Origin of the sequence: Streptacidiphilus sp. MAP12-33 (assembly GCF_041261265.1) — a bacterium.
GTDB lineage: Bacteria > Actinomycetota > Actinomycetes > Streptomycetales > Streptomycetaceae > Streptacidiphilus.
In genome coordinates this window covers 102,783-121,983 of the sequence record NZ_JBGCCA010000031.1, presented here as the reverse complement: position 1 = coordinate 121,983, position 19,201 = coordinate 102,783, and the positions used below count along the sequence as shown (strand labels likewise).

17 protein-coding genes and 2 rRNA genes are annotated in these 19,201 nt (G+C 69.9%); 8 read left to right on the top strand and 11 right to left on the bottom strand.

Going from position 1 to position 19,201, the window contains the following annotated elements; genetic code table 11:
* Both ABH931_RS27870 and rrf read left to right on the top strand, forming a co-directional pair.
* Positions 1-1,028 (top strand): 23S ribosomal RNA (locus ABH931_RS27870); the annotation flags it as partial.
* Between the two features lie 67 nt (positions 1,029-1,095).
* Positions 1,096-1,212: ribosomal RNA gene (gene rrf / locus ABH931_RS27865) — 5S ribosomal RNA — on the top strand.
* 136 nt (positions 1,213-1,348) lie between these two features.
* Here the strand turns inward: rrf and ABH931_RS27860 are convergent.
* The 7 genes from ABH931_RS27860 to ABH931_RS27830 all read right to left on the bottom strand — a co-directional run bounded on the left by ABH931_RS27860 (position 1,349) and on the right by ABH931_RS27830 (position 10,333).
* The gene (locus ABH931_RS27860) at positions 1,349-2,419 is read right to left on the bottom strand and encodes a hypothetical protein (protein ID WP_370118888.1); all 1,071 of its coding nucleotides are present in this window, start codon (positions 2,417-2,419) and stop codon (positions 1,349-1,351) included.
* 209 nt (positions 2,420-2,628) lie between these two features.
* Positions 2,629-4,743: a TraM recognition domain-containing protein gene (locus ABH931_RS27855; protein WP_370118885.1), complete on the bottom strand. Its 2,115-nt coding sequence runs from the start codon at positions 4,741-4,743 to the stop codon at positions 2,629-2,631.
* An 83-nt stretch (positions 4,744-4,826) separates the two neighbouring features.
* The gene (locus ABH931_RS27850) at positions 4,827-6,182 is read right to left on the bottom strand and encodes an ATP-binding protein (RefSeq protein ID WP_370118882.1); all 1,356 of its coding nucleotides are present in this window, start codon (positions 6,180-6,182) and stop codon (positions 4,827-4,829) included.
* 39 nt (positions 6,183-6,221) lie between these two features.
* The gene (locus ABH931_RS27845) at positions 6,222-7,760 is read right to left on the bottom strand and encodes an SCO6880 family protein (protein ID WP_370118879.1); all 1,539 of its coding nucleotides are present in this window, start codon (positions 7,758-7,760) and stop codon (positions 6,222-6,224) included.
* Complete coding sequence (locus tag ABH931_RS27840; RefSeq protein ID WP_370118876.1) at positions 7,757-9,043, bottom strand: hypothetical protein; 1,287 nt, start codon at positions 9,041-9,043, stop codon at positions 7,757-7,759. Before ABH931_RS27840 ends, ABH931_RS27845 begins: the two co-directional genes overlap by 4 nt.
* Positions 9,033-9,839, bottom strand: a complete 807-nt coding sequence (locus ABH931_RS27835) for a hypothetical protein (RefSeq protein ID WP_370118874.1) — start codon at positions 9,837-9,839, stop codon at positions 9,033-9,035. The genes ABH931_RS27840 and ABH931_RS27835 overlap by 11 nt, the downstream gene beginning before the upstream one ends.
* Before the next feature lie 185 nt (positions 9,840-10,024).
* Positions 10,025-10,333, bottom strand: a complete 309-nt coding sequence (locus ABH931_RS27830) for a hypothetical protein (protein ID WP_042373303.1) — start codon at positions 10,331-10,333, stop codon at positions 10,025-10,027.
* A gap of 304 nt (positions 10,334-10,637) precedes the next feature.
* On the opposite strand from ABH931_RS27830, the gene ABH931_RS27825 reads away from it, so the two are divergent.
* Together ABH931_RS27825 and ABH931_RS27820 are read left to right on the top strand one after the other, a co-directional pair.
* Positions 10,638-11,675, top strand: a complete 1,038-nt coding sequence (locus ABH931_RS27825) for an NlpC/P60 family protein (RefSeq protein WP_370118871.1) — start codon at positions 10,638-10,640, stop codon at positions 11,673-11,675.
* A 200-nt stretch (positions 11,676-11,875) separates the two neighbouring features.
* Positions 11,876-12,574 (top strand): phosphatase PAP2 family protein, encoded by a 699-nt coding sequence (locus tag ABH931_RS27820; protein ID WP_370118868.1) that lies wholly within the window; start codon positions 11,876-11,878, stop codon positions 12,572-12,574.
* Positions 12,575-12,688: 114 nt separating this feature from the next.
* On the opposite strand, the gene ABH931_RS27815 is transcribed toward ABH931_RS27820, so the two are convergent.
* Both ABH931_RS27815 and ABH931_RS27810 read right to left on the bottom strand, forming a co-directional pair.
* The gene (locus ABH931_RS27815) at positions 12,689-14,299 is read right to left on the bottom strand and encodes an FAD-binding oxidoreductase (RefSeq protein WP_370118865.1); all 1,611 of its coding nucleotides are present in this window, start codon (positions 14,297-14,299) and stop codon (positions 12,689-12,691) included.
* A 225-nt stretch (positions 14,300-14,524) separates the two neighbouring features.
* The gene (locus ABH931_RS27810) at positions 14,525-14,716 is read right to left on the bottom strand and encodes a hypothetical protein (protein ID WP_370118863.1); all 192 of its coding nucleotides are present in this window, start codon (positions 14,714-14,716) and stop codon (positions 14,525-14,527) included.
* Between the two features lie 100 nt (positions 14,717-14,816).
* Between ABH931_RS27810 and ABH931_RS27805 the strand changes: the two genes are divergently transcribed.
* Entirely contained in the window at positions 14,817-15,710 is an 894-nt protein-coding gene (locus tag ABH931_RS27805; RefSeq protein WP_370118861.1) for a hypothetical protein, read from the top strand.
* 134 nt (positions 15,711-15,844) lie between these two features.
* On the top strand, positions 15,845-16,042 hold the full coding sequence (locus ABH931_RS27800) for a hypothetical protein (RefSeq protein WP_370118859.1): 198 nt from the start codon (positions 15,845-15,847) through the stop codon (positions 16,040-16,042).
* A 43-nt stretch (positions 16,043-16,085) separates the two neighbouring features.
* Here ABH931_RS27800 and ABH931_RS27795 read toward each other — a convergent pair whose 3' ends face one another.
* Complete coding sequence (locus ABH931_RS27795) at positions 16,086-16,439, bottom strand: metal-sensitive transcriptional regulator (RefSeq protein ID WP_370118855.1); 354 nt, start codon at positions 16,437-16,439, stop codon at positions 16,086-16,088.
* A 207-nt stretch (positions 16,440-16,646) separates the two neighbouring features.
* On the opposite strand from ABH931_RS27795, the gene ABH931_RS27790 reads away from it, so the two are divergent.
* Both ABH931_RS27790 and ABH931_RS27785 read left to right on the top strand, forming a co-directional pair.
* Positions 16,647-17,267, top strand: a complete 621-nt coding sequence (locus ABH931_RS27790) for a DUF47 domain-containing protein (RefSeq protein ID WP_370118852.1) — start codon at positions 16,647-16,649, stop codon at positions 17,265-17,267.
* A gap of 7 nt (positions 17,268-17,274) precedes the next feature.
* On the top strand, positions 17,275-18,270 hold the full coding sequence (locus ABH931_RS27785) for an anion permease (RefSeq protein WP_370118849.1): 996 nt from the start codon (positions 17,275-17,277) through the stop codon (positions 18,268-18,270).
* Between the two features lie 141 nt (positions 18,271-18,411).
* On the opposite strand, the gene pstB is transcribed toward ABH931_RS27785, so the two are convergent.
* Positions 18,412-19,188, bottom strand: coding sequence for a phosphate ABC transporter ATP-binding protein PstB (gene pstB, locus ABH931_RS27780; RefSeq protein WP_370118846.1), 777 nt, complete (start codon positions 19,186-19,188; stop codon positions 18,412-18,414).
* Positions 19,189-19,201: the final 13 nt, after the last annotated feature.

The window sequence follows — 19,201 nt, the reverse complement described above, 5'->3', positions numbered from 1 at the left end:
GGCGAAGCTGAGAACTTAAGCGCCAGTAAACGGCGGTGGTAACTATAACCATCCTAAGGTAGCGAAATTCCTTGTCGGGTAAGTTCCGACCTGCACGAATGGCGTAACGACTTCTCGACTGTCTCAACCACAGGCCCGGTGAAATTGCATTACGAGTAAAGATGCTCGTTTCGCGCAGCAGGACGGAAAGACCCCGGGACCTTTACTACAGCTTGATATTGGTGTTCGGTTCGGCTTGTGTAGGATAGGTGGGAGACTTTGAAGCAGCAACGCCAGTTGTTGTGGAGTCGACGTTGAAATACCACTCTGGTCGTGCTGGATGTCTAACCTGGGTCCGTGATCCGGATCAGGGACAGTGTCTGGTGGGTAGTTTAACTGGGGCGGTTGCCTCCTAAAATGTAACGGAGGCGCCCAAAGGTTCCCTCAGCCTGGTTGGCAATCAGGTGTTGAGTGTAAGTGCACAAGGGAGCTTGACTGTGAGACCGACGGGTCGAGCAGGTGCGAAAGCAGGGACTAGTGATCCGGCGGTGGCTTGTGGAAGCGCCGTCGCTCAACGGATAAAAGGTACCCCGGGGATAACAGGCTGATCTTCCCCAAGAGTCCATATCGACGGGATGGTTTGGCACCTCGATGTCGGCTCGTCGCATCCTGGGGCTGGAGTAGGTCCCAAGGGTTGGGCTGTTCGCCCATTAAAGCGGTACGCGAGCTGGGTTTAGAACGTCGTGAGACAGTTCGGTCCCTATCCGCTGCGCGCGTTGGAGTATTGAGAAGGGCTGTCCCTAGTACGAGAGGACCGGGACGGACGAACCTCTGGTGTGCCAGTTGTCCTGCCAAGGGCATGGCTGGTTGGCTACGTTCGGGAGGGATAACCGCTGAAAGCATCTAAGCGGGAAGCCTGCTTCGAGATGAGTACTCCCACCCACTTGATGGGGTAAGGCTCCCAGTAGACGACTGGGTTGATAGGCCGGATGTGGAAGCCCTGTGAGGGGTGGAGCTGACCGGTACTAATAGGCCGAGGGCTTGTCCATAGCTGCTACGCGTCCACTGTGCTGTTCTGAGACAGCGACCAAGAACGATCGCATGATCTCATCGTGTTTCGGTGGTCATAGCGTGAGGGAAACGCCCGGTTACATTCCGAACCCGGAAGCTAAGCCTCACAGCGCCGATGGTACTGCAGGGGGGACCCTGTGGGAGAGTAGGACGCCGCCGAACAACTATTACAGTGAAGCCCCCTGACCTCCGGTCAGGGGGCTTCACTGCGTTCCGGGTCAGACGAACCCGCAAAGAAGGTGACCGAAAAGACTGAGGCCCGGACGACGCTCGCGCGTCATCCGGGCCTCAGTTGGGGTCAGGCGGTCGCCGGAGGGGGCGGGGTGTCGAAGGGCGGCGGGGGAGTAACGCCGCCGAAGGGGATGCCGGCCTCCTCGGCCAGGTGAATGTCGAGGCTCTCGCGGCGGATGCGGCGGTCGATGTAGTGCAGCGCCTGCGCCAGCGGCGTGAGGGGGAGGGTCAGCAGGTTGACCAGCATGCCCACCGGCATCGTCACGGCGACGATCACGAGCTCGGTGATGAGCATGTGCTTCGCGGCCGCCGGGTCGCTTGTATCCACCGAGCCGGTGGTGCCGCTCAGGCCGAGCGCACCGACGTAGAAGATGCTGAGGATCTGGTTGACCGCGTACCCGATGCCGAGTCCGATGAGGCCGGACAGGAACGTGACGCCGAGTGCTCGGCCCCAGGAACCCTGGTTCAGCTGCCAGGCGCGCTTGACCGCTTCGACGGGGTTCTTGCCCTCGAGAACGACCGTGGCACTCAGCGGGGTGAGCTGGATGCTCGCGTAGATCGCCCAGACGACGGCCGCCAGGCAGAACACGAAGCCGAGCAGCCCGACCGCCGCGGCCGCACCCGAGCCGGAGACGGCGAAGGCGAGCAGCACGATGATGCCCACGACGAGCAGCATCGGACCCGCGCAGATCAGCTGCATGAGCAGCATGGCCCCGATGAGGCGCCAGATGTACGGGGTGGACTCGGAGGCGATCTGGCGGAAGCGCACCCGACGGCCGACCACCGCGTGCCGCAGCGTGGCGACGCTGCTCAGGGTGGCGGCGATGTAGGTGGCCTCGTAGGTGACGAACGCGAGCAGCACGAGGCCGGCGAGCGCGAAGAGCACGTTCGTGATCTCGCTGCCGCTCGGGGTCCAGCCGGTGTCGCCGACGTGGTTGTGGATGTCGATGTAGAAGGCGTGGAGCGGGGACCACTCGACGGCGCCGAAGATCACGAACAACAGCACGCAGCCGAGTCCCGTGACGAGCGGGAGCCCGTAGACCGCCGTGAAGTTGTAGCGGATCGTTGCGAAGACCGCGTTGATGATCTCGCCGATGTCGAGGGGGCGCAGCGGTATGACGCCGGGCTTGGGCGCCACCGGGACGCGTCCCCACGGCTGGGGTCCGTTCGGGCCCCACGGGCCGCCGGGCGGCGGTCCATACGGCGGCGGGCCGCCTGCCGGTGGTCCCGGCGGAGTGGGCGGTTGCCACCAACCCCCGTTGCTGCTCATGGTTCTCGTGGTCCTTCGTCGGAGTGTCAGGAGCACTGAGCGTACGGCAGGGGGTGTCGGCTGGGCAGTGGCCTGCGTCAGGCCCCTGGGGCGGTGATGCGGAAACGTTGCGGCAGCTCGGCGGGGTGGTGACGTCCCGGCAGCAGGAGCATGTCGTGTTCGCCGAGCCCGGGCTGGGGCGCGTACTCGGCTGCGCCGACGGAGGCGAGGAGCGCGGCCAGTGGCGCGGGCGAGAGCGGTCCCAGGACGGCGCGATGGTCCGCAGTTGTCCACAGGCTGTGGACAGCGCGCTCGCCCCAGCGGGCGCGAGCCTGCTCCGGGGAGCGCAGCAGAGTGAGCGCGCGCAGCCCTTGTGCGGTTCCGTCAGCCATGAGCTGCGGCAATGTCGGGAACGGTGCCACCGCCGCGATGTCGTCGAGGACCAGCAGCGGGCCGGGAAGGGGCCGTTCGGAGCCGTTCTGCGGGGATGAGTGCCAGGCGCGTTGGACCACGTCGTCCACAAGTGCGGACAACAGCGGCATGGCGCTGTGGGCGACGGGCCCCGAGTCGCCGCCCGGCTCGCGCAGGCGCCCGTCTCCGGAGCGGCCGAGGACGTAGAGGCTGCCGGCGGTCCCGCCGGTGAGGAGTGCTTCCGGATCGAGCGCGGACTCGGGGCCGCCCGGTGTACAGGCCGCGAGGACGTGCAGCTCGGCGACGGCGCCGAGCGCGGCACGGACACGGCCCAGGGCCGCGTCCAGGGTGGGCGAGGCGTGGAGGAGGGCCGCCTGGAGCTGCCCGGCCCACGGCTCGTCACCGGACGCCACGTCCGCAGCCGTCGCCGCGGACTGCAGCACGGCGACGGCTTCCTGGCGCCCTCCGCCGGTACCGCTGCCGCTACCGTTGCCCGGCCCGTGGCCCGCAACGCTGCCCAGGCCGCCCGCCGAGCCACCGCCCGAGCCACCGCCCGAACCACCGGTCGCCCAGCGGGCGACGTGCCGGAACGGACGGCCGTCGAGTGCGGCGGCCCGGAGCCAGCAGCGCAGCAGCGTCTCCGCGAGCGCGCGGACCGCCTGCTCCTCCCGGTCCGCGACCGGACGGGCCGTCGGCAGTAGCAGCGCCCGGGCGCGCGCGGTCGCGACGACCGGCTCGGCGCACCCGCTGTGCGGTGCCCACCGTCCGCGCGGGGGTGGCGTGTCTCCGGCGTCCTCGTCGCCCTCGGTGGTGACGTGCTGCGGGTCGAAGCGCAGGGCCCGGCGATAGGGCGGACGGGTGTCCCAGAGGAAGGGGTCCGAGGTGACGACGACCAGCGGCCCGCTCTTCGTCTCGGCGATCACGCTGCTGACCAGCGCGCGCCGTGCGGCGCTGCCCGCCTCGGGCGCGAAGACGCACACGGTCCCGCTCGGCGGCATGGTGAACCGCGGCGTGGGGTTGCCGGAGCCGAACTGCCCGGCCCGAGCTCCTGCCCGTGCCCATCCGGCGGCGGTCGCTCCGCCGGGACGCGGCACGGTCGCGCTGGGGGGCGCCGCCGTCCAGGGAGAGGGAGGGGTAGAGGAAGGGGCAGAGGAAGGGGCAGAGGAAGGCGGGTGCGCCTGGCCGGGCGCGTGGAGGGCGGCTGAAGCAGCCTGGGACTCGGGGACGGTGCCGCTCCGTGCCGACCACGACGCGCGGTCCGCGCTGGCGCCCTGGTCGCCCGCGACAGGGACCGTGACCGGGGCGGGAAGCCGACCGGGCATGCCGACAGAGGCGCCTTCGCGCGGTCCGGGAGCCCGACGCGGGGGTGGAGGGACGGGCGCGTTGTGGGGCGCGGGGGCGGCCGGACCCGCGCCAGGGTGCGCTTCGCCCTCGTTCCAGGGCCGGTCCGGCTGCGTGGCGACGGTTGCCCGGCGCACCGCCGCGCTGTGCGCGGCCCTGCGCTTCGCGCGGGCGGTCGCGGCGGAGATCAGCAGCGTCAGGGCCACGGCGAGCAGGGCGAAGAAGGTGAGCCAGAAGGCGGCGGGCGACGGCAGGGAGCCGGCCGGAGTGCCGGGCCAGGCGCCCGGGAGGTCGTTGGGGGCGGTGGCCAGGTGCCGGATGGCAGGGGCGGTCGACAGGAACGGGAGCGGGTGGGGGAAGTGCCCGTGCGAGATGAGAGCGCCGAGGCCGGTGGCCCCCCAGACCAGGACGGTCGTGCCGAGCAGGACGGCCAGCAGACCGACGATCGCGCCGTCCGGCACGCCCCGGTCCGTCCGCCGCGGGGCTCCTGGCGGAGCGCCCGACGGCGAGGACGGGGACGGGGAGGACGGCGAGGAGGAGGACATCACGCCGCCGGGTCGTCCGCGAGCTGCTGGGAGGCGCGGGTGCGCTCAGCGATGGCGTCCTCGGTCATGGCGCGGTCGGTGTAGACGAGGGGCCGCTCGTGCTCGGTGATGATGTGCTTCACCACCTGCACGTTGCCGTTGACGTCCCAGACCGCGATGCCGGGCGACAGCGTCGGGATGATCTCCACGGCCCAGCGCGGCAACCCCAGCACCCGCCCGGTCGCCCGGGCCTCGTCGGTCTTCTGCATGTAGATGGTTCTGGTCGAGGCCATCTTCAGGATCGCCGACGCCTCCTTGGCCGCGGCGCCGTCGACCACGTCCGACAGGTGGTGCACGACCGCGATGAACGACAGACCGAGCCGGCGCCCGAACTTCAGCAGTCGCTGGAACAGCTGCGCGACGAACGGGGAGCTGATGATGTGCCAGGCCTCCTCGACCAGGAAGATGCGCTTCCTGCGGTCGGGGCGGATCCAGGTGTGCTCCAGCCAGACGCCGACGATCGCCATCAGGATCGGCATCGCGATCGAGTTGCGGTCGATGTGCGAGAGGTCGAAGACGATCAGCGGCGCGTCCAGGTCGATGCCGATCGTGGTCGGGCCGTCGAACATGCCGCGCAGGTCGCCGTCGACGAGCCGGTCCAGGACCAGGGCGACGTCCAGACCCCAGGTCTGGATCTCCTCCAGCGAGACGCCGAGCGCGTCGATCGAGTCGGTGTTGGGGGTGCGCAAGGAGTCGATGATGTCGCCCAGGACGGGCTGGCGGTCCGTCACGGTGGTGATGACGTGCGCGTGTGCCGCCTTGAGCGCGAAACCGGCGCGCTCCTCCAGGCTGCGCCCCATTGCGACCTCGATGATGGTGCGCAGCAGCGCCAGCTGCCCAGTCAGCGTGATGGCCGGGTCGAGCGGGTTGAGCTTGACGCCGCCGTCGAGGGCGGACATCGGGTCGAGCCGGATCGGCGTTATCCCCAAGGCGCGCGCGATGAGGTTCCACTCGCCGACGCCGTCCTCGCCCTGGGCGTCCAGGACGACGACCTGCCGGTCGCGGAAGCGCAGCTGGCGCAGCACGTACGTCTTCTCCAGCGCGGACTTGCCGTTGCCGGACTCGCCCAGCACCAGCCAGTGCGGGGCGGGCAGCTGCTGCCCGTAGAGCTGGAAGGGGTCGTAGACGTAGCCCTTGCCGCTGTAGACCTCACGGCCGATGATCACGCCGGAGTCGCCCAGGCCGGGGGCTGCCGTCGGCAGGTAGACGGCCTGGGCCTGGCCGGTGGAGGTGCGCACCGGCAGTCGGGTCGTCTCGTTCTTGCCGAAGAGAAAGCTGGTGAACCCCTCGGTGATGCCTCCGAGCGGTGCTGCCATGGCCGGCCTCCAGGGATGGTTCGGTGGTGCGGGTGGGGGTCAGCGGCGGATGCCGGTGGCGAAGGGGAGGGTGTTGACGAAGGCGCGGTGGTGTTCCCGGTCGCACCATTCCAGCTTGAGATAGCTCTTTCCGGCAGAGGCGCGAATGGTGCGCTTGTCGCGCGCCAGCGCTTCGGGGGAGCGCGAGCTGACGGTGATGTAGCCGACGAGGTTGACCCCGGCCGCGCCGGAGGCGAGGTCCTCGCCGCGCTGGTCGACGCGGCCGCTGTGGGCGAGGTCGCGCGGGTCGACGGTCCGGTTCATCTTGGCGGCGCGGCTGGCCTCGGCCTCGTCGTTGGTCTTCTCCGTCAGCATCCGCTCGATGGCGACGTCGGTGGGTTCGAGGTCCATGCAGACGGCGACGGTGCGGATCACGTCGGGGGTGTGCACCAGCAGCGGCGCGAGGAAGTTGACGCCGACGGGGGTCAGCGGCCACTCCTTGACCCACGCGGTCGCGTGGCACCAGGGCTCGCGGGTGACCGACTCGCGGGTCTTGGCCTGGAGGTAGTTGGGGTTGGTGGCGTCCAGCTCGGCGGGCCAGGCGTTGCGCTTGGACATGGCCTGGATGTGGTCGATCTGGTGGTCCGGGTCGTACATCGAGTGCAGCAGCGCGGCGAGGCGGGCCTGTCCGAGTGGCTGGCGGACGCGGATGTCGGCCTCGGCGAGGCGGGCGCAGATGTCGGTCAGCTCGCGGGCCATGACGGCGGCCAGGCCCTCGTCGCCGCGGGCGCGGCTGTGCGCGGTGCGGCCCATCGCCTGCGCCTCGGCGGCGAGCTCGCGGGTGTAGGGCATGCAGGCGACCAGGTAGGCGCGGTGCTGCTCGGAGGAGGTGGAGACCATCGCCTGGAGCTGCTCGTAGGAATCCTTGAGCCACTGCGGGGAGGCCTCGTCGCCGCGGCGGGAGACGTCCTTGGCGTGCGCGTCGGGGTCGGCGGGGAGGGTGCGGGCGAGCATCTGCAGGCGCGTCACGAAGCCGTCGCCGTTGGCGACGTGGCGCAGCAGCGTGCCGAACCGTTCCACCAGGGCCTCCTGGTCCTCGCTGTCGCGCAGGCCGACGCCGGGGCCCTCGATCTCGATGGCGGCGGTGACGGTGCGACGGTCGAGGTGGAGCAGCACGGCGACCTCGTCCGGCCCAAAGGGAGCGGCGAGCCAGCGGATCCGGCCGATGCCGGGCGGCGGGCCGACCTCGACCTCGTCCCCGGCGAGCCGGGTACCGGCCTCCATCGCGGAGGAGCGGTAGCCGGCGGCGGGGGAGCGGGAGATCCGCTTGTAGCTGCGGTTGATCTCCGCCCACTTGTAGATCGTCCGCTTGCGGTAGGGCAGGTAGACGACCGCGAAGCCGAGCATCGGGAACCCGATCAGGCCGATCAGCCGGATGAGGAGGATCGGGACGAGGATGCCCCACATCATGCCGAGGAAGGCGCAGAAGATGATCAGGAAGACCTCGCCGCCCTCGCGGTTCCGCCCGATCACCGCGTTCGGCTTGGCCTTGCCGATGAGGTAGGTGCGCCGGTACTGCCCGACGGGTGGGGTGGTCACGGCTGGCTTCCGCCTCCCTTGGCGAACGTGCTGGTGGTACGGGTGCCACGGGCCGCGTCCGGGCTGCCGCCCTGCGCGGGCGGGGCCGCAGGGGCGGGCGCGGCGGCGGTCCGGGTCGAGTGCGCGGCGATGCCCGGCGTCACGCTCCCTCCGGCGCCGGCCCCGCCGCCGGTGTTGCCTCCGCCGCCCTCGCCGTCACGGCCGGCGTGGGTGCTGATGCCCTGCTTCATGAAGTTCGCGGGACCGTTGACGACGGCTCGTCCGGCGCTGACCGCTTGGGCGCGGGCGCGGCGCATGGCGACCATGTCGTCGCCGAAGCCCGGCACGAAGCGGTAGATGACGGAGCTGGCGAAGATGGACAGGACCAGGATCGCCACACCGGAGGCCACGGTCGCGAACGCGTCGTTGGCCCCCGAGGAGGAGGCGATGGCGCCGGCCAGCCCGAGCACTATCACGATCACGGGCTTGATGAGGATCACGGCGATCATCAGGCCCGCCCAGCGGCGGACGTGCTTCCACAGCTGCTTGTCGACCATCCCGGCGTAGACGACGGTGCCGAGCAGCGCCCCGACGTAGAGCATCGCGGCCCGGACGAACATCTCCAGCCACACGACGGCGGCGGCGAGGATCGCGACGAGGCTCACCAGCACGAGGATGATCGGGCCACCGCCGAGTTTCCCCGAGGTCAGGGTGTCGGCGAAGGTGCCGAGATAGGTGGCGGTGTCGGTCTTCGTTCCGGCGGCGATGCCCTGGGTGATGCCGTCGGTGGCACTGACGACGGTGTAGAGGATCAGCGGGGTGAACGCGGAGGCGAGGACGGTGAGCCACAGGAACCCGATGGCCTCGCCGAAGGCGGTGTGCAGCGGGATGCCGCGCGCGGCGCGCTTGATGACGGCGAGGAGCCAGAGCAGCAGCGTCAGGAAGGTCGCCGCGGCGAAGACGATGGCGTACTGCTTGAGGAAGGCGGCGTTGGTGAAGTCGACGTTGGTGGTGCTGTCGATCCCGTCGGAGAGCCGGCGGACGATCCAGGCGGCGGCGTTGGCGCAGCTGTTCGCGAGCGACTGGACCGGGTCGAGGGAGGGCGGAACGGGGGACGTGTTGGTGTTGTGGCCCTGTTCGCAGAAGGACTTGGCGAACCCGATCAGCCCATTGCAGTTCGCGGTTGCCGATGGCGCGGGCGATGGACTGATTGGCGCGGCCTTGGCGACGCCCGCCAACACCAGCGTCTGAACGGTCGCCATGCCGGCGGCCAGCGAGACGGTTCTACGCAGGTCAACGGGCATAGCGAAACCCTCCGAACTGGGTGGCAGCGTTGGCGATCGTGGTGAAGTCGGAGACTTTCTGATTGCCGCTCACCGGCGTAGGCCCGTCAACCTGAGAGTAGGCGATGACCTTCCAGTCGCCACTGGCCCAATGCAGCCGAAGCGTCATGGTGAACCAGAACTCGGTGACGGGCTGCGTGGAACCCTGCCCCGCCAAACCGATGAGTCCGCTGGTCCAGATTTCGACCGTGGCGTTGTCTGTGGAGTAGGCATCCAGTTTTGTGCCGACCGGGTCAGGGCGGCAGACGAACACCAAACCGTTGGGAGCCTTGCCGTTGTTCAAGCCGAGCTTGTTGGCCTGAGCCCCGTACGACGCATCGAACTGGGTCTGCATGGCGGCAGCGACCGAGGGATCCACAACGGTCGACACGATCGCGTGGCGCGACTGCGTCGCGAACATGTCGCTGGAGCCGAGGGCGACCGAGTAGTTCGCGGCGGCGCTCTGCGCGCCCTCGCTCGTGTGGGGGTACTGGACGGCGATGCCGTTGGCGGTCGTGGTGACCGGCTGGGTGCCCGTGGGGGTGGTGGGGGCGGACTGGGGGGCGCCGGCGTCGTTGGAGTGGGTGGGTGGGGTGCCCGCGGTGGAGGAGCCGTTGGTGCGGTTGATCACCGCGACCGCGACGACCAGCAGGAAGACCACGACGAACACCCCGCCCAGCGTCCGCAGGCGGCGGAAGCCGGGGGCCTGCGGCCCCATGGGCTGCTCGCCCGCCGGGAGGCGGGTACGCGTGTGCGGCTGGTCGTCGGACACGGACACGGCAGCAGCCCCCTTGGGACGAGGGTGGGCGGGCAGACGGGCAAGCGGGCGCACACCCCGGCAGGGGTGTGTGTCAACTCTGTCACCCGGACGGTGACCCGTGGGCGGGGATTCACCGAACCGGACTAGTCATTTCGGGCTAGTCCACCCGAAGTGGACAGCAGAAACGGGATTCAGACGACTAATCAGATCGCCATCCCATAGACAATGGTGAAGAGCGTCCCCAGTGAACCGATGATGAACACGCCGGTCAGCCCGGCGATGATCAGCCCTTTGCCCTGTTCCGCGCTGAACGTGTCGCGAAGCGCCGTCGCGCCGATCCGCTGCTTGGCGGCGCCCCAGATGGCGATCGCCAGACAGCCGAGGATGGCGACCGCCATCACGACCTCCACCATCGTCCGGGCCTGGTTGCCCAGATTGGCGAACGGGCCCCAGTTGGGCGCGATGCCTCCGATGATGGTGTTGATATCACCCTTGCCAGCACTGAGATACACAGCAATCACCCACCTGATCATCATTCAAAGCCCAGCGCCCGGCCGTGGCGAAGGGCCCAGCCCTATTCTTGGCCAGATCCGATGTCGACTTGGCCACTTCTGGAAGGTTCCCTGCCGAGGCTCTGGTCACAACTGCCACGATGGGGCTCGATCGTGCGTCGAGATCGTGCGTCGAGTCCTGCCGTACGTCGCTCGGTCGACCCTACCGCTTACTGTCTGTATCACCGGTGATTGCCATCAGCAACGCTCTCACCGACACTGACAGCTGACACCACACCAGCTGCCCGGTCCTGGAGGAGCCCTGATGGCGGGACGGCGCAAGGCCGCGCTGCTCGGCGGTGGGCTCGCGGCCGGGTTGGCCGGAGTGCTCGGTTCCTTCGTCATCGCCGTCATGATCACCGCGGGCAACCTCAACCAGGCCGCCGCGCAGGGCGCGACCACGCTCGCGCCCGGGACGGTGCCGACGGCGTACACGAGCCTGATCCAGCAGTGGGGCAATCTCTGCCCGGAACTGACGCCCCCTCTCCTCGCGGCGCAGCTCTACCAGGAGAGCGGCTTCTCGCCCACCGCCGTGAGCCCCGTCGGGGCGCAGGGGATAGCGCAGTTCATGCCCAGCACCTGGAAGATCTACGGCATCGACCCCACCCACACCCACACGCCCAGTGCGTGGGACCCGGCCGACGCGATCCCGTCCGCCGCCTCCTACGACTGCCAGCTCGCCAAGGACACCGCGAGCGTCCCCGGGAACCGCACCTCGAACATGCTCGCGGCGTACAACGCCGGCCCTTACGCGGTCATCGCCGCGGGCGGCGTGCCCCCGATCGCCGAGACGCAGCACTACGTCGAGAACATCAAGAAGCTCGCGCTCTCCTTCACGGCCGCGACCACCGTCTCCTTCTCCTCCCAGGCGGCCGGCGCGATCTACTTCGCGCAGAGCAAGCTCGGCACCCCCTATCTGTGGGGCGGCGAGGGCCTGGCCTCCCAGGGCTACCGCTTCGACTGCAGCGGCCTCACCCAGGCGGCGTACGCCAGCGTCGGGATCAAACTGCCGCGCGTGGCGGCCGACCAGTGGTACGCCGGACCGCACCCGAGCCGGGATCAGCTCCAGCCGGGCGACCTGGTGTTCTTCTCGCACGACCCGCACGACCCCTCGCAGATCCACCATGTCGGCATCTACGTCGGCGGCGGCTACATGATCAACGCGCCGCACACCGGCGCGGTCATCCGCTACGACTCCATCGACTCCGAGGGCGACTACTTCGGCGCCACCCGCGTCACCACCGACGGCGCCGCCGCGCTGCCGACGGTGCAGACCAACGGCACCATCGCCAACGGGCAGTGATCGAGTGTGATGGTTCTCGTGTGTCGGATGTGCTGTTCCAGTGAGCGAAGCGCAACATTCCGATAACTTCCGGGGTGAGCGGAACGGTTCGGGGCATTCGCTCCGTTGTGCCCGCTGTCAGGCGAGCACACTTGACCTTGGTGCAACGACGCAACGGGGGTTGCTCAACAGGTAAGGGCTGAGGCGCGGAGGTGTGCGGGGTGGTCACGCTACTGGCGGACGGCGGTGGCGGGGGGAGCCTCGACTGGTCGGTCGTGTCCGCGGTCAACGGGCTCGCGGCGGACCTGCCGCACGCCGTGGACAGCGCGCTCGCCTTCCTCGGCGAGTACGGCGTGCCGCTCGGCTCGGTCCTGCTGCTGCTGGCCGCTTGGGTGCGGGCGAGACGCGGCAAGGACGCCCCCGTCTCCGTGGCCGGCGTGCTGTGGGCGGGCCTCGCGGCAGGGCTGGCCCTGATGCTGAACCTGCCGGTCCGGGCGATCGTCCAACGGCCGCGGCCGTTCGTCTCCCACCCGGGGCAGTTGGACCTGCTGATGAGCCACCAGGCGAACGGGTCGTTCGCGAGTGACCACGCCACCTTCACGATGGCGGTGGCGATCGGGCTGATGCTGGTCAACCGGCGGCTGGGGCTCATCGGGATCGGACTGGCCTGCTTCGAGGGGTTCCTGCGGGTCTTCATGGGCGTGCACTACCCCTCGGACGTGCTGGGCGGCTACGCCCTCGGCACGGCGACGGTGCTGCTGCTCGCTCCGGTCGCGATGGCCGTGCTGACTCCGTTCACCCACGCCCTGACCCGCACCGCGCTCCGCCCGCTCGTCGCGGCTCCCGGACCGCGCCGCACGGTCGTCACGCGGAGCGGGTCGCCGACCACCGAAGAGCCCCCGCACGATCTCGCTGCGTAAGTCGCAGCTACGCCAGGGGCGCGGGGCCGCACATCGGCAGAGCCCCGTGCGCCCAGGTGGTGCGACTGGCCTATCGCGCAGAAGTCCCCGGGCCCCTGAAGAGCCGTTGCGCGGCTACGCCAGCGGCACGCCCTGGGGGAAGCGGAAGAGGCCGTTCGGGTCGTACGTGTGCTTGACCTGGCGCAGCCGGGTCGCGTTCGCGCCGTAGTAGGCCTGCTCCCAGCCGTGCAGCTGCGGGTCGATGTAGTTCTGGTAGGCCTCGCCGCTCGCGTACGGCCGCATGGCGTCCCAGGTGCCGTTGACCCACGACCAGCTGTGGGTCGCCGCCGTGCCGCCGGTCACTCCCGCGGGGTAGTCCGCGGAGTACTGGGCCAGGAAGAGCGCGTCGCGGTGGACGAACGCGGTGTCCCGCGCGCCGACGCGGTTGATCGCGCCGCCGAGGGCGTCGAAGGCGACCGCCGCGTGGCCGCCCTTCGGGGCGTAGCTGCGGTAGCGGGCGACCGCCGCGACGACAGCCGCCGCGCCCGCGCCGGTGAGGGGCTGGGTGAAGAAGTCCGAGCGGGCGCCGTAGGAGGAGCGGGCCACGCGGCCCGCGGGGCTGTGGCCGGGCAGTACCCCGTGCACGTGCGACTGGGCCTCGGAGTCGCCGGTGACGCCGCCCATCACCTGCATCGTCGTCAGGTACGACGCGCTGTGGAAGGACGCGCTCGACGGCCGCTCCGCCAGCCGGTCGACCAGATTGGCCAGCTCGGCGCGCGTCCCGCCGTACAGGTTGACCGTGGACTCGACCCGCAGCGTGCCGTCCCAGGAGGCGCTGATGTGCAGGTTGGCCCAGAGGTTGTCCTGCGCCTTGGGCGCCCATCGCTGCCAGGCCTCGATGGCCTGCCGCGCACGGGACCAGGGCCAGGACAGGAAGCCGTAGGCGCAGTCGTCGGCCGCGTGGGTGCGGAAGTCCAGGCGGGTGACCACGCCGAAGTTGCCGCCGCCGGCGCCCCGCAGCGCCCAGAACAGGTCCGGGTCCTGGCCGGCGCCGGGGCCGACCTCGCGGATCCTGCCGTCCGGTGTGACGATCTCCGCGCCGATGAGGTTGTCGCAGGTCAGGCCGTTGGCGCGGCCGGTCACGCCAACGCCTCCACCGAGGGTGAGGCCGCTGACGCCGACGCTCGGGCAGGAGCCGGCCGGGATCGTGCGGCCGGAGGCGGCGAGGCCGGTGTAGACGTCGATCAGCCGCGCGCCCGCGCCGATGCTGGCGGTGGCGCCGCCCGAGCGGACGGTGTTCATCCGGCCCACGTCGACGACCAGGCCGTTGCTGACGCTGGACCAGCCCGCGTAGCTGTGTCCGCCGTTGCGCGCCACGATCGGGACGCCCGCGCTGCGCGCGAAGGCGAGGCAGGTGGCCACGTCGTGGGCGGAGGCCGCGTAGGCGACGGCGGCCGGGCGCACCGTGTCGAAGCGTGGCTGGAAGAGCTCGGCCGCTTCGGCGTAGTCGGCCTGGCCTGGCCGGATCAGCCGGCCGGTGAGGTCGTGGGCCAGCGCGGCCCAGTCCGGCGCGCCGCCGGCGAGGGCCCGGCCCGTGCTCGTGGCCGCGCCGGTCGCGGTGCGACCGGACGCGGTCGCCGCGGCGGCGGTGCGGGTCTTCGCCCCGCACGCCGCAATGCCCACGCCGGCCGCGAGCGCGCCGCCGGCCCGCAGCAGGTTCCGGCGCGTGGTTCCCTGGTCGCCCATGCTGTTCCTTCTACCGCCCCAACGGATGGTTACGCGGGAGTAGACGTGCAATCGCCCCACAGGGTTGCACTCCCGCCCCGCGGGCTTCATGTCCGCAGGCGGCCACCTCGCCGCCGCCCTGCCCCCGACTGTCCTGTCCCGACTGTCCTGTCCCGACTGTCCCGCCCCGACTGTCCTGTCCTCGACTGTCCCGCCCCGACCTCCGCCGTGGAGTCCGCCCCGATGTCACGCCGTCGCGGTGGCGTGGTGCTCGTCGGCGTCCCGGCGGGCGCGCTCGCGCGAGCGCCGGGCCGGGGAGAACCACCCGCAACTGCAGCGGGCGAACGCGAACGCGCCTTTCTCCGTCACGGAAGTCAGGTGCTCCGGCGTTCCCTCGCTCCGCTGGTGCGGGAAGGCCTGCCGTGCGTCGGGGTTCACCCCACCACCGTAACCCGGACGGCCGTAACCTCCGCCGGGCTGCCTCGTTGGGCACACTGCGCGCACGCCACGCCGCGCACGCCGTGCCCAGGAGGACCGCATGTCTCGCCCGTACCGCCGCGCCGCACTTCCCACCGCCGCAGCCGCCACCGCGGTCGCCGCGGTGCTCGGCCTGGCCGCCTGCTCCGCCTCCTCCGGGCAGTCGGGCAGCAGCAGCGACGCCCAGGCGGTCAAGGTGAACCCGGCGGACGACCAGCTGGCCGCCGACCCGCTGGCGGCCGTGCGCGCCGCCGCCGACATCACCGGCCACAACGGCTCGATCCAGGACGTCACCACGCTGCACACCGTCGCCGCGAAGAAGCAGATGCTGCTGCACGGCACGGGGGTGTACGACTACTCCTCCCACCTGGGGCGGGTCGAGGTCACCGTCCCCGCCGGCAGCGGCACCGCCCCGGCGGGCAAGCTGACCGAGATCGTCAGCCCGGGCCTGGTCTACCTGCAGAACAGCGGAGCCAAGGTGCCCGCCGGCAAGTGGGTCAAGCTCTCCGTGCAGCAGTTGGGCGACGGCAACCTGGTGAGCAGCGGGGCCACCGATCCGGCCAGCGCGGCCGACGCCCTGCGCGGCGCCGAGACGGCCCAGCTGGTGGATTCGGCCACGGTGAACGGAGTCGTCCTCAAGCACTTCCGCGGCACGCTCGACCTCACCGCGGCGGCCAAGGCCACCGGCGGCCCCTCGAGCCAGGGCCTGGCGCTCGCCGCGCACACGTTCACGGTCAAGAAGGTGCCCTACGACGTCTGGCTCGACGAGCACGGCCGGATCAACAAGATCGTTGAGGTCTTCACCTTCGCGCAGGTCCCGGGCTCGACGGCCGCCAAGGACCAGGTGGTGGTTACCTCCACGAGCGTCTTCTCCGGCTTCGGCACGCCGGTGCAGGTCGCGGTGCCCTCGGACGCGGACATCGTGGCGCCGAGCGCGGCGGCGGGCAGCAAGTAAGAGCGCTCGCCTCATTCAAGAGCGCTGCTCGCCGCATCCAAGAGCAAAATGGCCCAGACGTGCCATGCACGCCCGGCACAGCGTGCTTACTCTGTAAGGAGTTGACTGTCCGTCGGCGGCAGGAGGTGGCACGCGTGGCTGCGGACGACCTGGTCGCCCTGGCGGAGATCGAGATGTACAGCGATCTCATCATCGCGGCGGCCGCCACCCCGGGTGACCGGCTGACGGCCGAGCGGATCGACACCATTCTCTGCGTCGAGCGGGACCCGGTGAGGAAACCCCGGGTCCCGCAGCAACGCGTCAGCGACGAGGATCTCCCGCAGAACGACTGATCAGGGCGGCCGGGGCAGGGCTGGCAGGTCAGGGCGGGCCGGGTCAGGAGCGCAGCAGGCGGGAGATCGCGGCGGTGGCCTCGGCCACCTTCTCCTCCGCCTCGGTCCCGCCCTTCTCCATCGCGTCCGCGACGCAGTGCCGCAGGTGCTCCTCCAGCAGGCTGAGCGCGAACGACTGGAGCGCCTTCGTGCTCGCGGAGACCTGGGTGAGGATGTCGATGCAGTAGGTGTCGTTCTCGACCATCCGCTGCAGGCCCCGGACCTGGCCCTCGATCCGGCGCAGTCGCTTGATGTGGTCGTCCTTGCGGGCGCTGTACCCGTGCGGCCCGCTGTGCTGGTGACTGTGCGGCTCTTGACTCTGTGCAGCCTCGGCGGCCAGGGCTTCCACGGCGTCCATACCCCCATGGTAGGTGGCGCGGACGCGATCCGGTCACGGGTGGATATCGAATGGCCGTGTGGTCGGCACTTGAAGGTGACCGGCGTGCCAGTACGTACGCAAGGATGATTTCCGTTGCTCCGTGGCGGCCCTCGCACCCCAGTGTGCGCAAAGTGCGGACGCAGCGCCTAGCATCGCTACGTCCGCCCCTGTAGTTCGGAGACTTTTGTGCGTATTCGTCTGACCCCTCGGGAGACGAGCTTCTATGACTTGTTCGCCTCTTCGGCGAGCAACCTCGTCAATGGCTCCAAGCTCCTGCTGGAGCTGCTGGGCGCCGATGTCTCCGCACGGGCGGAGATCGCCGACCGGATGCGTGCCGCCGAGCACGCGGGCGACGAGTTCACCCACGCGATCTTCCACCAGCTCAACTCGTCCTTCATCACCCCGTTCGACCGAGAGGACATCTACGCGCTGGCCTCCTCGCTCGACGACATCATGGACTTCATGGAGGAGGCCGTCGACTTGACGGTCCTCTACGAGGTCGATGCCCTGCCCAAGGGCGTCGAGCAGCAGATCGAGGTGCTGGCCCGGGCGGCGGAGCTGACGGCCGCGGCGATGCCGAACCTGCGGACGATGGACAACCTGACGGAGTACTGGATCGAGGTCAACCGGCTGGAGAACCAGGCCGACCAGATCCACCGCAAGCTGCTCGCGCGGCTCTTCAGTGGCGAGTACGAGGCCATCGAGGTGCTGAAGCTCAAGCAGATCGTCGACGTGCTGGAAGAGGCCGCCGACGCGTTCGAGCATGTGGCGAACACGGTGGAGACCATCGCCGTCAAGGAGTCCTGAACCGCTCGTGGACATCTTCGGACTGGTACTGGTCATCGCCGTCGCCTTCGGCTTCGCCTACACCAACGGCTTCCACGACTCCGCGAACGCGATCGCGACCTCGGTCTCGACGCGGGCGCTGACGCCCAAGGCCGCGCTGCTCATGGCGGCTGTGATGAACCTGCTCGGCGCGTTCCTCGGCGAGGGCGTGGCCAAGACGGTCAGCTCGGGGATCATCGAGACCCCGCACGGCAAGCAGGGGATGGTCATCCTGTGGGCCGCGCTGATCGGCGCGGTCGCCTGGAACCTGGTCACCTGGTACTTCGGCCTTCCCTCCTCCTCCACGCACGCACTGTTCGGCGGCATGATCGGCGCCGCGCTGGCCGGCGGGACCGAGGTCATCTGGTCGGGGGTCTGGGACAAGATCATCATTCCGATGATCACGTCCCCGATCGTCGGTCTGGTGCTGGGCTTCGCGGTGATGCTGGCGATCCTGTGGATCTTCCGGCGGGCCAACCCGCACAAGGCGAAGCGGAACTTCCGCATGGCCCAGACGGTCTCGGCGGCGGCGATGGCGCTCGGCCACGGTCTGCAGGACTCGCAGAAGACCATGGGCGTCGTGGTCCTGGCCCTGGTGATCTCCGGTCACCACACCGGCGACTCGATCCCCGTCTGGGTCAAGATCACCACGGCGCTGGTGCTGTCGCTCGGCACGTGGGCCGGCGGCTGGCGGATCATGCGGACGCTCGGCCGCAGGATCATCGAGCTGGACCCGCCGCAGGGCTTCGCCGCGGAGTCGGTGGCGGCGTCGATCCTCTACATCACCTCCTACGCGTTCAAGGTGCCGGTCTCCACGACCCACGTGATCACCTCGGCGATCATGGGCGTCGGCGCGACGAAGCGGGTGCGCGCGGTGCGGTGGGGCGTCGCCAAGAACATCGTGATGGGCTGGTTCATCACGCTCCCGGCGGCGGGTCTGGTCGCCGCCCTCGTCTACTGGCTCAGCTGGGCCATCGTCGGCTGACGCCCGGTTGCACCCCTGGGGGTGCCACCGGAGCAAGGTGCAACAGCGAAGGGTCCGACTCTCCCGAGGGAGGGTCGGACCCTTCGTCGTATGGCCTCCGCGGCGGCACCGCCTAGTAGCGCCGCGGAGGGGTCTGCGGGTTTACCCGAAGCGGCCGGAGATGTAGTCCTCGGTGGCCTGGACCGACGGGTTGGAGAAGATCTTCTCCGTCGAGTCGATCTCGATCAGCCGACCCGGCTGGCCCACGCCGGCCAGGTTGAAGAACGCCGTCCGGTCGCTGACACGCGCGGCCTGCTGCATGTTGTGGGTCACGATGACGATCGTGTACTGCTCCTTGAGCTGGCCGATCAGGTCCTCGATCGCGAGGGTGGAGATCGGGTCCAGCGCCGAGCACGGCTCGTCCATCAGCAGGACCTGCGGCTCGACCGCGATCGCGCGGGCGATGCAGAGGCGCTGCTGCTGACCGCCGGAGAGGCCGGCGCCCGGCTTGTCCAGGCGGTCCTTGACCTCGTTCCACAGGTTCGCGCCGCGCAGCGAGCGCTCGACGGCCTCGTCGACGACCTTCCTGTTGCGGACGCCGTTCAGCTTCAGGCCCGCGGCGACGTTCTCCTTGATGGACATCGTCGGGAACGGGTTCGGGCGCTGGAAGACCATGCCGACGGTGCGCCGGACGGCCACCGGGTCGATGCTCGAGCCGTAGAGGTTCTCGTCGTCGAGCATGACCTTGCCCTCGACGCGGGCGCCGGGGATGACCTCGTGCATGCGGTTCAGGGTCCGCAGGAAGGTCGACTTGCCGCAGCCGGACGGGCCGATGAAGGCCGTCACGGAGCGGGGCTCGATGACCATGGAGATGTCCTCCACGGCCCGGAAGTTGCCGTAGTACGCGTTCAGTCCGCTGACGTCGATGCGCTTGGCCATGATGTTCTTTCTT

Coding starts and splice junctions, on each gene's coding strand:
- ABH931_RS27795 (WP_370118855.1), bottom strand. CDS start 16,439: ATGGACGCCGTGGAAGCCCTGGCCGCCGAGGCTGCACAGAGTCAAGAG.
- ABH931_RS27825 (WP_370118871.1), top strand. CDS start 10,638: ATGGCGGGACGGCGCAAGGCCGCGCTGCTCGGCGGTGGGCTCGCGGCC.
- ABH931_RS27805 (WP_370118861.1), top strand. CDS start 14,817: ATGTCTCGCCCGTACCGCCGCGCCGCACTTCCCACCGCCGCAGCCGCC.
- ABH931_RS27840 (WP_370118876.1), bottom strand. CDS start 9,043: ATGCCCGTTGACCTGCGTAGAACCGTCTCGCTGGCCGCCGGCATGGCG.
- ABH931_RS27850 (WP_370118882.1), bottom strand. CDS start 6,182: ATGGCAGCACCGCTCGGAGGCATCACCGAGGGGTTCACCAGCTTTCTC.
- pstB (WP_370118846.1), bottom strand. CDS start 19,188: ATGGCCAAGCGCATCGACGTCAGCGGACTGAACGCGTACTACGGCAAC.
- ABH931_RS27815 (WP_370118865.1), bottom strand. CDS start 14,299: ATGGGCGACCAGGGAACCACGCGCCGGAACCTGCTGCGGGCCGGCGGC.